Consider the following 14,823-nt stretch of genomic DNA (forward strand, 5'->3'; position numbering starts at 1 on the left):
TTCCATCTAGAGGTGAGCCATGATCGAGGTCCTACGCTTTCCAACATTCAGGAACCTGTTCGCTGCGCAGGTTATCGCGCTGATCGGCACGGGCTTGGCTACCGTGGCGCTCTCTCTTTTGGCCTATGACTTGGCGGGGGCTGAGGCGGGCGCTGTGCTAGGTACGGCTCTGGCAATCAAGATGATTGTCTACGTGCTGTTGGCCCCTCTGTCCGGAGCGATCGTCCCGGCAAATCTACGCAAACCGGTGCTTATTGCCCTCGACCTGGTGCGGGCGGGCGCGGCGCTTTGTCTGCCGTTCGTCAACCAGATCTGGCAGGTGTACCTGCTCATTGCCTTGCTGCAGTCGGCCTCGGCGTGCTTCACCCCTCTGTTCCAGTCGACGATCCCGGAAATCCTGAAGGAGGAACGCGACTACACCCGAGCACTGTCCCTGTCGCGCCTGGCCTATGACCTGGAGAGCCTGCTGAGTCCCGCGTTGGCCGCTGCTCTGCTGACGCTGATCAGCTTCCACGGCCTGTTCGCTGGTACGTCCGTAGGCTTCGTGATATCCGCCATCTTGGTGTTCTCAACTGCATTCCCCTTCGTTGCTCCGTCCCTAAGAAAGGACGGTCCCTACGCCCGCGCGATTCGAGGAATGCGGATCTACCTGAAGACGCCCAGGCTGAAAGGGTTGCTTGCCCTTAATCTGTGTGCGGCCGCCGGCGGCGCCATGGTGTTCGTGAACACCGTCGTTGTGGTGCGCAACGTTCTCGGCGGAGCAGAGTCACAGGTGGCATGGGCGCTGGCAGCTTTCGGTGGCGGCTCGATGCTGACGGCGCTTGTCCTCCCCAAGGTTCTCGATCGGGTGGCTGACAGGCGCGTGATGCTCTCCTCAGCCCTTGCAATGTGCATCGTACTTGTGACCCTCGGGCTTACCTGGCTGCTCTCGCCCTCCTCCATAGGTTGGCCCATCGTGCTCGCCGGCTGGGCATTGTTGGGGATGAGCTATGCGGGGCTGGTGACTCCTGGCGGCAGACTGCTGCGGCGATCAGCGGAATCCACCGATCTGCCATTCCTGTTCGCAGCGCAGTTCTCTCTCTCCCACGTGTGTTGGCTGATTGCCTACCCTCTGGCGGGAGCCGTGGGTGCGAAGTTTGGAATGCCAGTGGCGATCATGGCACTGGCAGTAGTCGGCATCGCCGGATTCGTGTTCGCCTGGAGAATCTGGCCCGCCCATGACCCGGACGAGATCTCCCACGGTCACGACGATCTGGCTGCGGACCATCCCCACTGGGCGGAACACGCTTCTTCCAACGGCAAGCACTCACATCGGTATGTCATCGACGACGTGCACCCTCGTTGGCCTGGATGACGGAAACTTGAACAAGGGGCGCGAGAGGGCACTTTCACCGCTCGCGCCCGACGTTGTCATATCGACTTTGCCAGAACAAGCCTCTAGTCTTTGCCCGTGCGATCCCTTCGTCTACCAACCAGCGTGCTGTTGCGCAGCTGCATCTTCATGATGCTGGTGGCGAGTCTGTTCGTGCGACCCGTCCTGAATCATCTGGGTGAGCTGCACGGCTTGCAGCACATCGTGCAGGCTGCGGTGGAACATGGTCACCCCCATGTTGGGGTGAGTGATGCCGCAGACCGTGATCTTGAACACGCGGTTGGATTGCACAGCCTGTTGCACCAGGCCGATCTGACGGCTTCTGTAGGCATCTTGGCCAGCCTTGCTGGACCCGCTCGAGTTGATCTGAGCGATATCCATCCCTGGCACCAGCCAGCGGCAGAGCTTCAGCATCATCGCTCATCCCTGTTCAGGCCTCCTATCGCCTGAGACCCAGGCCTCGTGCTCGCACTGAGCAGAGGCTTGGCAGCGCCCGTCCAGTCAATCCTTACTGGACGTTCGTCGCTGCAAGAAATTATTCATTCGTTCCCCGCCCGGACCCCGCTTACACGCAGTGATCCGTGTGACGTGCCGTGCGCGCCCTCTGCGCACTCGTAGCACGTTGCGCCGGTTCCCAGTGTCGTAGCGGATAGCTTTGGCGGAGGTCCGCTGACCGCATTCGTAGATCCTCATCATGATCCCCAGTTCTGAATCCGGGGCGCTCTCGCGCGTCCTTCTCCAACCCCCACTACGGTCGCACTGGCCGCGAACTCTACTCGCACTGCTTTCCCTGTTCATGCTGCTACTCACAGCTGACGGGGCGTTGGCTCACGCGATCGCCGAAGGCGACAAGGGCTACATCCAGGAAATATCTGGAGTAAATCTGATCGCATTCGCCTATCTGGGCGCAAAACACATGGCCACCGGCTATGACCACATCCTGTTCCTCCTGGGCGTGGTGTTCTTCCTGTACCGGATGAAGCATGTCGCGCTGTATGTGACGCTGTTCGCGATCGGGCACTCCACAACGATGCTGCTGGGTGTGCTGTTCAACGTGGGCATCAACAGCTACCTGATCGACGCGATCATTGGTCTGTCTGTGGTCTACAAGGCCCTGGACAATCTGGGCGCCTACCAGCGTTGGTTCGGCTTCCAGCCAAACACAAAGGTTGCGACGTTGATCTTCGGCCTGTTCCACGGCTTTGGTCTGTCAACCAAGATCATCGAGTACGACATCTCACCCGATGGTCTGTTGCCCAACCTGCTCGCGTTCAACGTCGGCGTGGAGATCGGCCAGATCCTCTCGCTTGGCGCGATTCTGATCGCAATGGGCTACTGGCGCCGCACGCCCAGCTTCTTCAAGCACGCCTACACCGCCAATGCCGCCATGCTCTGCGCCGGATTCATTCTGATCGGCATGCAGCTCACTGGCTACTTCGTTTCCTGACTTTCAAGAGAACTACATCATGTACAACAGTAAGCCCGCCGAAGGCGACCTCCCCACCAGCCGCCAGTTGGGACGCACCACCGCAATTGCCGCCGGCATCGCCATTGTCCTCCTGGTTGGAGTGGTGATGCCATCTGAGTACGGAATCGATCCCACTGGTGTTGGTCGGGTACTGGGCTTGAAGGAAATGGGGGAGATCAAGGAACAGCTTGCCGAGGAAGCGGCAGCTGACGCTGCGATGGACGCAAAGGCCGCCGAAGACGAGGCAGCCGCCCTGCTGACGCAGGTGTCCACGCAGAACCGTAAGACCGTTGAAGTTGCTCAGAAGCCTGCCGCGAGCAATGCGGCCACCGCTGCTGAATGGCGGGACGAAGAACAGGTTGTCCTGGCGCCGGGCCAAGGCACCGAGATCAAGCTCGTCATGAAGGCGGGCGAGCGCGCCAGCTACCAGTGGTCTGTTGAAGGCGGCGTCGTGAACTTCGACGCCCACGGAGACGGCGGCGGTCGAGCGATCAGCTATGAGAAGGGTCGAGGGGAAGCCACCAAGCAGGGGGTGCTCCTGGCTGCCTTCGACGGCAACCACGGATGGTTCTGGCGCAACAGGGGCGAGGAGCCCGTAACGCTTCTGCTCCGCACCGGAGGGGAGTACGAGTTGATCAAGAAGATGTAAACCGCAGCGGTTAGCGGTGGCCGGGTGCGCTTAAGGCCCGGCCACCGCCCTATGTGCGGTATTTCCGATGGGCTGCGCCCAGTTTCGGCCCCCTCGACAACCCCAGCCAGCCCCGCTTAAGCTAACCTATATGCGTCTTTCCGCCCGCCACGGCCTTGCCCTCAGGATCAGCTTCTTTGCGCTGATGCTGTTGAGTGTCGTTGCGCGGCCGATGGTGATCCAGCTCAGCGAACTGCACGGATTGGAACATGACATCGCAGCAGCGGTGGATCATGGCCATTCACATGCCGGCGGTGCGGGCGACAATCTGGACCCGGATCACGCCACTGGCGCTCATGCGGTACTGCATCAGGCAGATGCGAGTTTCGCTGGAAGCCTGTTCACGCCCCACGTCTACCTGGCTTCACTACCGCTGGCCGGTGAAGTCCATGCTCTGCGACTTCTGAGGGTGCCTGCAGGGCACCCGGCGTCACCCTTCCGACCTCCGATCGTCTGACGACCCTAGCTGCGCTCTAGCAGCCTGAGCGCGCCTCCCGTGTAGCGGAAGGCGGCGCGTCGTTCTGACTTTCTTTCCGGAGGCTTCCGTGAAATTCCGTAGTGTGTGGGCGCTGGCTGTTGCCGGCGCCTGCGGTGTGGCCGTTCCTGGCTACGCCGCCGAAGTGCTGCGCCTGGAGGATGCGGTCGCCCGCGCTCTGGGCACTCACCCAAGCGTGCAGGCAGATGCCGCACAAATAGAGGCGACAAAGAACCGTGCGGCGCGAGAGGGCTTAGCAGCCCCGTTGGTGCTCGGCGGAGAACTGGAGAACGTGGCCGGTAGTGGCAGCGTGCGAGGTATGGACGCTGCCGAGGCAACGTTCCGGGTATCCAAGATTCTGGAACTGGGTGGCAAGCGGGCGGCCCGCCAAGCGCTTGGCGGCGCCGAGGTGGATGCAGCCCTGCGAGAGGCTGATGTGACCCGGGTGGCCATCGCCACACGCACCGCTGGTCGATTCATCGACGTGCTTGCGGCGCAGGAGCATGTCGAGCATGCGGAAGAGCGGATTCGTATGGCCCGCGCGCTTCAGCGAGAGGTGGCCCGCTGGGTCTCTGCGGCACGGAACCCGGATTCAGACCTGAGGGCCGCTGAAATTGCCCTGGCCGATGCAGAGCTCAAGCGTGATCAAGCAGTCCAGCGGTTGGAGGCCTCGCGCATGGCGCTTGCGTCTTCCTGGGGCTCTTTCACCGCTGACTTCGACACCGTCGCCGGCGATACAAACATCCTCCCTCCGCTGGATGACTACCAGACGCTGTCCGAACGCCTTCAGAACGCGCCACAGCAACGTGCCTTCGATGCCCAGTCCAGAGTTCTTGCCGCGCGCCGCGATGTCGCCGTTTCCAGCGCGAAGCCTGACGTGAGTGTTGGATTTGGACTTCGCCGTCTTGAAGCAACGAAGGACAGTGGCTTGGTCATGTCGATCTCGGTTCCCTTGGGAACCCGGCGTCGATCAGCCTACTTGGTATCCGAAGTCGACTACGAACTGAGTGCGCTCAAGTCACGCCGTGAAGCACAAATGTTGGAGCTCAACCAGGAGCTGTTCGGAGTCTATCAACAGCTGCGCCAAGCGCAGTTGGAGGTCACCTCCGTTCGTGAGCGGCAGCTCCCCAAGGCGGAGCAGGCGATGAATCAGAGCCGTCGTGGCTTCGAGGAGGGTCGATTCTCCTATCTCGCATTGAGCCAGGCGCAGAAGACGCTGTTCGACCTTCGTGAGCGCGAAGTCGAGTCCGCCGCACTCTATCTCCGATTGCTGGTCGAGGCAGATCGCCTCACCGCCTCCGCCCAGGATATCCGCCCATGAATCGTTACGCCCTTCTTATGTTGCTTCCGCTGGCACTGGCCGCCTGTGGCGGTGAAAAGCCGGTTGAGAAAGAAGCCGCAGAATCCGCCGCCGCGGCCGGCGACTACGAGCGCGGCCCCAACCGCGGTCGCATGCTCCGCGATGGTGATTTCGCACTTGAAGTCACCGTCTATGAAACCAACACGCCTCCTCAGTTCCGCCTCTACGCCTATCGAAATGACAAGCCGATCTCACCGAATGAGGTGAAGGCAACAATGCAGTTGAAGCGCCTCGACGGTGAGGTCAATGATTTCACTTTCACCGCCGAAAACGACTATCTCGTAGGGAACGGCGAGGTCGTGGAACCTCATTCTTTCGACGTGAAGGCAGACGCAGTGGTAGGAGGAAAGACACACACCTGGTCCTATCAGTCCTATGAAGGCCGTACCACCATCGAGCCAAGCGCTGCCAAGGATGCGGGTGTGGTGGTGGAAGAGGCTACCGCTGGCACTATCCGCGATACGGTCACGCTGATGGGAAACATCGCGGTCAACACTGGCCGCCAGGCCGCCGTCAAAGCACGATTCCCAGGTATTGTCCGCAGCGTGTCGGTCGAGATGGGCCAACGCGTTTCGGCAGGGCAGACGCTGGCGACGGTTGAAGGCAATGACAGCATGCGCACCTACGCGGTGATTGCTCCCTTCAGCGGCATCGTTCTTGCGCGCAACACCAGTGTTGGTGATGTGGCCGGCGACAACACACTGTTCGACGTTGCCGATCTGTCAGAGGTCTGGGTCGATCTACGAGCTCTGGGCACTGACGCCGAGCGTCTCGCTCCAGGTCAAGCAGTGCGGATCCGTTCCGCCACGGGTGCCTTGGAGACTGAAGGTAGGCTCCAAAGCCTGCTTCCGCTGGCAAGCAGCGGCCAAAGCGTGGTTGCGCGCGTGAGTATCCCCAATGGTGACGGCAAGTGGCGTCCAGGAATGGCTGTCTCGGCCGAGGTCATCATTGCCGAGACACCTGTTCCACTGGCCGTCAAAGAGTCAGGGCTCCAGCGATTTCGCGACTTTACCGTCGTATTTGCGCAGGTGGGCGATACCTATGAGGTGCGCATGCTTGAGCTTGGAAAGCGTGATGGCGAGTGGGCAGAGGTTCTTGGCGGACTGAAGCCCGGAACGCGGTACGTCGCCGAGCAGAGCTATCTGATCCGTGCAGACATCGAGAAGTCTGGCGCCAGCCACGACCACTAAGGATCCATCATGCTAGAGCGAATCATTCGCGCGTCCATCGCGCATAGATGGCTTGTGCTGCTTCTGGTCCTGGCGCTGTCAGGCTTGGGCATCTGGAACTACAGCAAGCTGCCAATCGACGCCGTCCCTGACATCACCAATGTCCAGGTCCAGATCAACACCGAAGCACCAGGCTACTCTCCACTGGAGGCAGAGCAGCGGGTAACGTTCCCCGTCGAGACAGCCTTGGCCGGCTTGGCCAAGCTGGAGTACACGCGGTCCATCTCGCGTTATGGTCTCTCCCAGGTCACCGTTGTATTCGAAGACGGTACCGACATCTACTTCGCGCGGCAGCAGGTGGCCGAGCGCTTGCAGCAAGCCGCATCCCAGCTCCCAACTGGGCTGAAGCCAACGCTGGGCCCGGTCGCCACCGGTCTCGGTGAGATCTTCATGTACACCGTGGAAGCCGAGAAGGGTGCTGAAGAGACCTGGACGCCGATGGCGCTTCGTACCCTCCAGGATTGGGTGGTACGCCCCCAGATGCGACATCTGAAAGGTGTGACAGAGGTCAACACCGTCGGTGGCTATGTGCGGCAGTTCCACATCACGCCTGACCCGCGCAAGCTTCAGGCGTACGAGCTGACCATGCAGGATGTGATGGAGGCCGTGGCGCGCAGCAATGCGAACGTGGGTGCCGGCTACATTGAAAAGAGTGGTGAACAGTACCTTGTACGCGTTCCTGGCCAAGTGGCGGACATGGACGGCCTGCGCAAGATCGTGGTCGCCAATCGCGAGGGGCTGCCGCTTCGCGTCGGTGACCTCGCAGACGTTCACGAGGGCACCGAACTTCGAACGGGGGCAGCGACCAAAGATGGCAAGGAAGTGGTACTTGGTACTGCATTCATGCTCATTGGTGAGAACAGCCGCGAAGTCGCTCAGCGAACCGCTGCCAAGCTGAAGGAGATCGACGAGACGCTTCCAGAAGGTGTCCGCGCGCATGCGGTCTATGACCGTACGGAGCTGGTCGACCGCACCATTGAAACCGTCAAGAAGAACCTGCTGGAAGGTGCCCTGCTGGTCATTGCGGTGCTGTTCCTTCTGCTCGGAAATCTTCGCGCCGCACTGATCACGGCCGCGGTCATTCCTTTGACCATGCTGCTGACCATCTCCGGCATGGTCCAGAACCGTGTCTCAGCAAATCTGATGAGCTTGGGTGCGCTGGACTTCGGTCTGATCGTCGACGGCGCGGTCATCATTGTTGAGAACTGTCTGCGCCGCTTCGGCGAGCGTCAGCACGCCCTGGGGCGTCTGTTGACCCGGGATGAGCGCTTTGCTTTGGCCGCCAGCGCCAGTGCCGAGGTGATCAAGCCCAGCTTGTTCGGCTTGTTCATCATTGCCGCCGTCTACATCCCGATCTTTGCGCTCTCCGGCGTGGAAGGAAAGATGTTCCACCCGATGGCCCTGACCGTCGTTATCGCGCTGACTGGTGCGATGGCATTGTCCCTCACGTTCGTTCCCGCTGCGGTTGCTCAGTTTGTCACGGGCAAGGTCTCGGAGAAGGAAACCAAGGCTATGCGGGGCGTGACCAAGCTGTATGGCCCGATGCTGGAACGGGCAGTCAGTGCTCGCAAACTGGTTGTGGGTGGTGCAGCCGTTCTCACCGTACTGGCGGGTCTTCTGGCCAGTCGCATGGGCACTGAGTTCATTCCGAATCTGGACGAAGGTGATATTGCGCTTCACGCGCTGCGCATTCCCGGCACTAGTCTGACGCAAGCCATCGGCATGCAGCGCCAGCTTGAAGCGACCATCAAGAAGTTCCCCGAGGTCGATGAGGTTGTCGCAAAGATCGGCACAGCAGAGGTAGCGACCGACCCCATGCCACCGTCGGTCGCAGACACCTTCATCATGCTCAAGGATCGCGACCAATGGCCTGATCCCCGCAAGCCAAAGGCGCAGCTCATTGCTGAGCTGGAGAAGGCTGTCCGAGCAATTCCCGGCAACAACTACGAGTTCACCCAGCCCGTGCAGATGCGCATGAACGAGCTGATTGCCGGTGTACGCGCCGAGGTGGCGGTGAAGTTGTACGGTGACGACCTGGATCAGCTGGCGCAGATCGGCAGCCAGATCGAGGACGCCGCAGGTTCCATCCCAGGCGCCGCAGACGTGAAGTTAGAGCAGATCAGTGGTCTGCCTCTTATGACCATCACGCCTGACCTGGATGCTTTGGCCCGCTATGGCGTTTCGATCGACGAGGTCCAGAAGACCATCTCTGTTGCGCTGGGCGGTGAGGCGGTCGGTCAGGTCTTTGAGGGTGATCGTCGCTTCGACATCGTCGTTCGTCTGCCCGAGAACCTGCGTCAGGACACCCGGACGCTCGCATCGCTACCGGTAGCCGTCGCCCTCGGGGCCAGTTCCGGCGAACAGAGAGCGTTCGTTCCGCTGGGGCAGCTGGCTAAAGTTGAAGTTGCGCCAGGCCCAAACCAGGTCAGTCGCGAGAACGGCAAGCGTCGCGTCGTCATCACCAGCAATGTACGTGGTCGCGACCTTGGTTCGTTCGTAGAGGAGCTGCGAGAGAAGGTTGGTCAGGAGGTGCAGTTGCCGGAAGGCTACTGGATTGAGTATGGCGGTACCTTCGAGCAGCTCATCTCTGCCAGCAAGCGGCTGTCCGTGGTCGTGCCGGTCGTCCTGGTGATGATCTTCGGCTTGCTCTTCATGGCGTTCGGCTCGGGCAAGGATGCTGCCATCGTGTTCAGCGGCGTTCCACTTGCGTTGACCGGTGGCGTGGTGGCTCTGTGGATGCGTGACATACCCCTGTCCATTTCTGCAGGCGTGGGGTTCATCGCGCTGTCGGGCGTCGCCGTGCTCAACGGCCTGGTCATGATCAGCTTCATCAAGAGCCTTAGGGAACAGGGCACTCCCCTGCACCAAGCGGTAACCGAAGGTGCACTGACCCGGCTGCGCCCCGTGCTGATGACGGCCCTGGTTGCCAGCCTGGGCTTCCTGCCAATGGCCCTAAACGTTGGGGCTGGCGCGGAAGTTCAGCGCCCGCTGGCGACGGTCGTTATCGGCGGAATCATCTCCTCCACGCTGCTGACCTTGCTGGTGTTGCCGGCGCTCTATCGCCTCATCCACCGCGAAGGGGATGAGCGGAAGGAGGACGCAGCGTGAACCCGTCCATCTCAACCCCTCCCAGGAACATGCAGTTGACCATTTCCAAACGAACCCAAGCGTGGCTCTACCTGCTTGCAGCCATCCTTCTGCCTTGCGTTGCTTGGGCGCATGGCGTCAGTGAAGGCGACCAGGCCTTCCTGGAAGACAGTACCGGCCTGCAGCTCATCGCGTTCACGTACCTCGGCGCCAAGCACATGGTGACTGGATACGACCACCTCCTGTTTCTGTTCGGGGTGATCTTCTTCTTGTACCGGATGCGTGATGTCAGCATCTACGTGACGTTGTTCGCGATCGGCCACAGCACCACCTTGTTGCTAGGTGTCCTGGGCGGATTGCATGTGAATGCGTACCTGGTCGACGCAATCATTGGCCTGTCGGTTGTCTACAAGGCGCTGGACAACATGGGCGCGTTCAAGCGCTGGTTTGGGGTACAGCCCAACACCAAAGCCGCCGTGCTGATCTTTGGCTTCTTCCATGGCTTTGGTCTAGCGACAAAGCTGCAGGATTTCTCGCTCTCACCTGACGGGCTTGTCCCAAACATGCTCGCCTTCAACGTGGGGGTCGAGATCGGACAGCTGCTCGCGCTCGCAGGCATCTTGATCGTGATGGGCTTCTGGCGCCGCTTGCCGTCATTCCATCGACAGGCGTACAGCATCAACACCGCCCTTATGTGCGCCGGCTTCGTGCTTGTTGGCATGCAGCTCACCGGCTACTTCGTTTCCTGAATCTACAGAGGTACTCATGTCCATCACGCTTTCCAATCAGCTGCCCAGCACTCGCAAGCTGCTGAAATCCACCGCCCTGGCCGCTGCCGTTGCAGGGGTGATTCTGCTCACCACCGTGCTTCCCGCGGAGTACGGAATCGACCCTACGGGCGTAGGCAAGGTTCTGGGTCTGGACGCCCTAGCCTCCACTGACCAGGTAGAGGCCGTAGCTCCCCCAGTTCCGGCATCTGCTGGCAGCGCCGAAGCCGTCTCGGCGCTGTTCGAGAAGGCCAAGGTTGCCTTCGGGAGCAATGGCAAGCAGACCTTCGAACCCGCCGCTGTCTCTCTCGCCAGCACTCCTTTACGGCAGGACTCACTGACGATCGAGCTTGCCCCTGGTAAGGGCCAGGAGGTGAAGGCCCATATGGCTCAGGGCGCTGGGATGGTTTTCAGCTGGAAGGCCACGTCTGATGTTGCCGTGGACATGCACGGCGAGCGTCCCGACGTGAAGGGCCCCTGGACCAGCTACGCCGTTGAAGGCGCCCAGCGTCAGGCTGAGGGAACGTTCATTGCTCCCTTTGAAGGTACCCATGGGTGGTACTGGCAGAACCGCGGCAGCACCCCCGTGATCATCGAGGTGCAAATTACCGGCTACCAAGCCGACCTCTACCAGCCGTGACACCCGGCATAACGCCGAAATCAACCTAGGAGAAGCAACATGAAGAATCGTTTTGCCCTCATCAGCGTCCTTTTCGCTTCCATTGCAGCGTCCGCATCGGCCTTCGCACATGATCCGGCGCTTCATGCCGAGTCGGAAGTGAAGGAGGCGCCTAAGGCAAAGCCTGCTACGTGTGAACAGCTGGCTGACCGGACGAAGTTCAAGGTGGATCTTGCCGATCCTCAGACCAAGGCGCTGAAGGACAGGTGCGACGCTCAGGCGCAGTCTGCAGCCAAGAAGAAGTAGTAGGCTGCAAAGGATGGTCCGGATTGTGAGGGGCCGGACCATCCTTCCCCTTCTAACCTATATGCATACGTTGAGCTGACGCGTGGATTCAGGGCTGTGCAAGCTGACTCAATTCGGCAAAGAAGGTATGCATATCTTGGGGTACCTCTCCATAGGTTAGATTCCTGGCGACGTCTTCTCTGCTTACGCGGAATTTTTTAAGAACGGAGTTTCCGCTTATGAATATTTCTTTCCCATGCGCATCACGGATTGGTAGTGCGATATCGCTAGCTGTTGGATCAGCAGGGATAACAAGAGCGTGCTCGGCGAAGAAGGCGGTGACATCGCCTTGAGGTGATCCAGCTGCGCGAGCTATGGCGCTCGTGCAGAGGAGATGGTTCTCAATGTGCCTACGCCGCCATTTCATGGCTTTGAAATGGGGTTGTTTGGAAGTGAAAGACTTGTCGATAAGATCATTACCGACCGTCGCATGTGGCTCATCGTCGCGATCCCGAATGCTGATTGCCCGAAGACCAGGAATCTCCGCCAACAGCTGGAGGTAGAGTTGCTGCCTCTCGCCGGCAGATCCCGTCCAGTACCAAGGGACAACGTTCTTGGGCCACGCAAAGTTTGCTTGTTTAGCGATTAGCTGGAGGAAGCGCCAATCGCTCTCGGCTTCCAAGATCAGCATACGTCTGTGCTCCATCAAGGAGTGCAGGGTAGGGGTCTGGATCGTCCCAATCCCGCCAAGAACCTTGACTTTGCCCACTTCCTCTTGGAGGTACTTTGCCTTTCTTTCTGCGACAGCCAGAATTTTCCCATGATCGTAAAAGCGAATCAGTTCAGGAGAGTGTGTGGCCATCAGTACTTGCTTGTTGCGGAGGCTTGCAACGTGCCCGAGGGACATAAGCAGCTCCCTCTGCAGGGTCGCGTTCAGATGTGCATCCGGCTCATCGAGAAGAACGACGTCGACATCGGGTGAGAGTGCGAGGGCGTACACGCTCAGCCATTGGAGGAAGCCACTTCCCTCCACCATAAGGTCTCTTGGAGTGTATTTGGGGTGTCGCTTGAATGTGTCACCCTTCAGTTCACCCTTGGCGCTCTCTACACGAAGGTAGCTGTGAAATCTCTCGTTGAAAGGAACGACCCTCAAATCAGTGGCAAAGATGGACTGCATCGTGCGTAGCAGGATCTCCCAAGGGTCGTTCGAGCGCAGCCATTTCAGCGAGGAATCCTTCAACTTTCTGCTGTTTCCACGCAGGCGTTCACGTTCCCTCCTGTTGTGTTCGTGCAGATCGAATAGGACGTTGCGAATGACTCCACCCGATAGGCCTTGGCCTATCAGACGTTCTCTCATGGCAGGAGTCAGTCTGCCTTCACGATCAGTGATGCCAGCGAATGGCGGTAGATATCCCACTCGCGGGACGTTGCCATCGATCGGCTCGCCCTTTGCGTTGACGATCTCAGCAGCTACCAGATTCGTTGAAGTGGTTCGCACAAAGAGACGATCATTGGCCTGTGACAGACCTATCTCCAAGTGCCGCTCCTGTTTGTCGGGCAGGTCCCAATAGACGCCAATCTTCAGTGTATAGCCGTCGGGCTCGTCGTCCTTGCTAGTCTTCAGATTGGTCCAGAGATGGCTGAGCGATGGAATTTGCATCGGCGTGAAATCCGCAATACCCATGCCCAGGCCAGTTTTGTTCTTGGTTTGCAGCCAGCTGGATCGCCCTTTCTCGATCTCTAGCATAGTCTTGCAGAACTGCCAGATAGCGAGAGCTTGCAGAATCGAGGACTTGCCGGAGTTGTTTCCTCCAACAACAAGCGAAAGGCCTTGATCAATCTCTATCTCTGTGTCCCGAAACTGCTTAAAGCGATGTAGCGTGATCTTCTTTATATGCATGTATCCCCCCTAGAAATTTTTCATTTCCATTTGCGACGAAGTCAATGCTCAGCCGATTTCGTTCGGCGAATTCTCCGTACCCGCTACCGTAGCAGGAGGCGGAATGGAATTGGAGTGACCTAGGAGCTGGAGAGAAGATGCGCTCCCTTCAGTCTGACGGAGTAGGACAACTGCGCAGCAGGGGTAGCTGGCTAGAATTGTGTCCAATGTTCCACCACGATTGCCAGATTCTAGTTGGCGGCGCTCTATCGGGCAGACGAAGAGAGATCCTTGCATGCTGCGCAGTGTTGAGGGCAGCACATTGATTGATTTGGTTGACGGATTCGTCTGCATCGCCGCCATCTCTCAAAAGCAATGGGCCGATGTGCTTGAGGTCGTTCGCAGAGCCAAACCAATTTCGATATCATCAGATAGTCAAGAAAATCACCTCAAACGGTGGCGAGGACATGAACGCAATTGATCGAGATATCCTGATCGTCGGCTTGTTTATCGCTTCTTTTGCCGTCTTCTTTGTCGGGTGGGCCTGCTGGCTCGCTGCGCGTCGGCGGCCTTGCCGGCGATCTGAGCGGAAGGTCTGAGTGAGCCTCAGGGCTATTCACGCCTAGATCTTCTTGGTCTCAGTGCCGCTCGCCCAGGCTACTCGGGGCGTACCCCTAGTCGGTGCCCGAGAGTGTTCCCATAGTTGGGACGCCGATGTGTTCCCATAGTTGGCGTTCAAGTGCCCAACTATGGGCACGTGGCTACCCGCACCGCAGTTGGAGTTCCCTGAACGCCAGCCTTATTTATACACCAGTCAGTTCAATATTCAGGGTCGATTAGACCCCCTAACGGATAATTCACACCTGTCGACCGCCTCCTCTCTCTCCCCCTCCCGGGAGGCGGTCGACGAAACCAAAATAATTAAAGGTGTGTCCCGATGAACAAGAATTCGCTGCTCGCCCTGGGTCTTCTGGCTGCTCTGCCGTTCGCTGCATCGGCGACCGATGGCCTGTCGTACAACTACGTTGAAGGCGGCTACGTGAACACCGATGCCAAGGGCGGCGACGCCGATGGCTGGAAGGTGAAGGGTTCCGTGGCGGTGCACCCGAACTTCCACATCTTCGGCGACTACAGCGCGCAGGAGACCGACAAGTTCAAGAATGACGTCGACCAGTGGCGCCTGGGTGTCGGCTACAACTACGGCATCGCACCGAACACCGACCTGGTGGCCCGTGTTGCGTACCAGAAGTACGACGAAAAGCGTGGCCTGGACTTCAACGGCTACTCCACCGAAGTGGGCGTGCGCACCGCGTTCAACCCGTACGTGGAAGGCTACGTGATGGCCGGCTACGAAGATTTCAGCAAGAAGCACGGCTACAACCCGGACGGCGAGTTCTACGGCCGCGTGGGCGCCACCGCCAAGTTCAACCAGAACTGGGGCTTGAGTGGCGAAGTGAAGCTGGCCAAGGCCGGCGACCGCGAGTGGTTCGTGGGCCCGCGCTTCACCTGGTAACAAACGCCTGTCGTTAGTGCGTGTTGTTCTGGCGTGTGACTCTCTCTCTCCCACACGCCAACCGAAGCCCGGCCTCGCGCC

Annotated in this window: 14 protein-coding genes; 12 read left to right on the forward strand and 2 right to left on the reverse strand. The window is 59.5% G+C overall.

The features are described from left to right. Positions 1-19: 19 nt before the first annotated feature. Complete coding sequence (locus tag ACZK0Z_RS01100) at positions 20-1,354, forward strand: MFS transporter (protein WP_033836038.1); 1,335 nt, start codon at positions 20-22, stop codon at positions 1,352-1,354. Positions 1,355-1,465: 111 nt separating this feature from the next. Here the strand turns inward: ACZK0Z_RS01100 and ACZK0Z_RS01105 are convergent, their stop codons facing one another. Beyond that, positions 1,466-1,789, reverse strand: coding sequence for a hypothetical protein (locus ACZK0Z_RS01105; RefSeq protein WP_008264507.1), 324 nt, complete (start codon positions 1,787-1,789; stop codon positions 1,466-1,468). Positions 1,790-2,168: 379 nt separating this feature from the next. On the opposite strand from ACZK0Z_RS01105, the gene ACZK0Z_RS01110 reads away from it, so the two are divergent. The 9 genes from ACZK0Z_RS01110 to ACZK0Z_RS01150 all read left to right on the forward strand — a co-directional run bounded on the left by ACZK0Z_RS01110 (position 2,169) and on the right by ACZK0Z_RS01150 (position 11,371). Next, on the forward strand, positions 2,169-2,819 hold the full coding sequence (locus tag ACZK0Z_RS01110; RefSeq protein WP_223224807.1) for a HupE/UreJ family protein: 651 nt from the start codon (positions 2,169-2,171) through the stop codon (positions 2,817-2,819). Between the two features lie 19 nt (positions 2,820-2,838). After that, positions 2,839-3,489 carry a hypothetical protein gene (locus tag ACZK0Z_RS01115; RefSeq protein ID WP_033835782.1) on the forward strand — a complete coding sequence of 217 codons (651 nt, stop codon included), beginning with the start codon at positions 2,839-2,841 and terminating at the stop codon, positions 3,487-3,489. A gap of 130 nt (positions 3,490-3,619) precedes the next feature. Further along, the gene (locus ACZK0Z_RS01120; protein WP_075075811.1) at positions 3,620-3,985 is read left to right on the forward strand and encodes a hypothetical protein; all 366 of its coding nucleotides are present in this window, start codon (positions 3,620-3,622) and stop codon (positions 3,983-3,985) included. Positions 3,986-4,073: 88 nt separating this feature from the next. Continuing rightward, on the forward strand, positions 4,074-5,324 hold the full coding sequence (locus tag ACZK0Z_RS01125) for a TolC family protein (protein WP_014645521.1): 1,251 nt from the start codon (positions 4,074-4,076) through the stop codon (positions 5,322-5,324). Further along, complete coding sequence (locus ACZK0Z_RS01130; protein WP_014645522.1) at positions 5,321-6,553, forward strand: efflux RND transporter periplasmic adaptor subunit; 1,233 nt, start codon at positions 5,321-5,323, stop codon at positions 6,551-6,553. The genes ACZK0Z_RS01125 and ACZK0Z_RS01130 overlap by 4 nt, the downstream gene beginning before the upstream one ends. A 9-nt stretch (positions 6,554-6,562) precedes the next feature. Beyond that, on the forward strand, positions 6,563-9,700 hold the full coding sequence (locus ACZK0Z_RS01135) for an efflux RND transporter permease subunit (RefSeq protein ID WP_014645523.1): 3,138 nt from the start codon (positions 6,563-6,565) through the stop codon (positions 9,698-9,700). Positions 9,701-9,729: 29 nt separating this feature from the next. Then, positions 9,730-10,428, forward strand: coding sequence for a HupE/UreJ family protein (locus ACZK0Z_RS01140; RefSeq protein WP_008264906.1), 699 nt, complete (start codon positions 9,730-9,732; stop codon positions 10,426-10,428). A 16-nt stretch (positions 10,429-10,444) separates the two neighbouring features. Beyond that, entirely contained in the window at positions 10,445-11,086 is a 642-nt protein-coding gene (locus tag ACZK0Z_RS01145; protein ID WP_033835097.1) for a hypothetical protein, read from the forward strand. Positions 11,087-11,125: 39 nt separating this feature from the next. Continuing rightward, positions 11,126-11,371, forward strand: coding sequence for a hypothetical protein (locus ACZK0Z_RS01150; RefSeq protein ID WP_008267212.1), 246 nt, complete (start codon positions 11,126-11,128; stop codon positions 11,369-11,371). Between the two features lie 88 nt (positions 11,372-11,459). Here the strand turns inward: ACZK0Z_RS01150 and ACZK0Z_RS01155 are convergent, their stop codons facing one another. Then, positions 11,460-13,250 carry an ATP-dependent nuclease gene (locus ACZK0Z_RS01155; RefSeq protein ID WP_014645525.1) on the reverse strand — a complete coding sequence of 597 codons (1,791 nt, stop codon included), beginning with the start codon at positions 13,248-13,250 and terminating at the stop codon, positions 11,460-11,462. 274 nt (positions 13,251-13,524) lie between these two features. On the opposite strand from ACZK0Z_RS01155, the gene ACZK0Z_RS01160 reads away from it, so the two are divergent. Beyond that, complete coding sequence (locus ACZK0Z_RS01160; protein WP_130768359.1) at positions 13,525-13,710, forward strand: hypothetical protein; 186 nt, start codon at positions 13,525-13,527, stop codon at positions 13,708-13,710. 456 nt (positions 13,711-14,166) lie between these two features. After that, complete coding sequence (locus tag ACZK0Z_RS01165) at positions 14,167-14,742, forward strand: OmpO family porin (RefSeq protein WP_004153562.1); 576 nt, start codon at positions 14,167-14,169, stop codon at positions 14,740-14,742. Positions 14,743-14,823 lie beyond the last annotated feature (81 nt).

The organism is Stenotrophomonas sp. 116085_Sma (assembly GCF_056479585.1).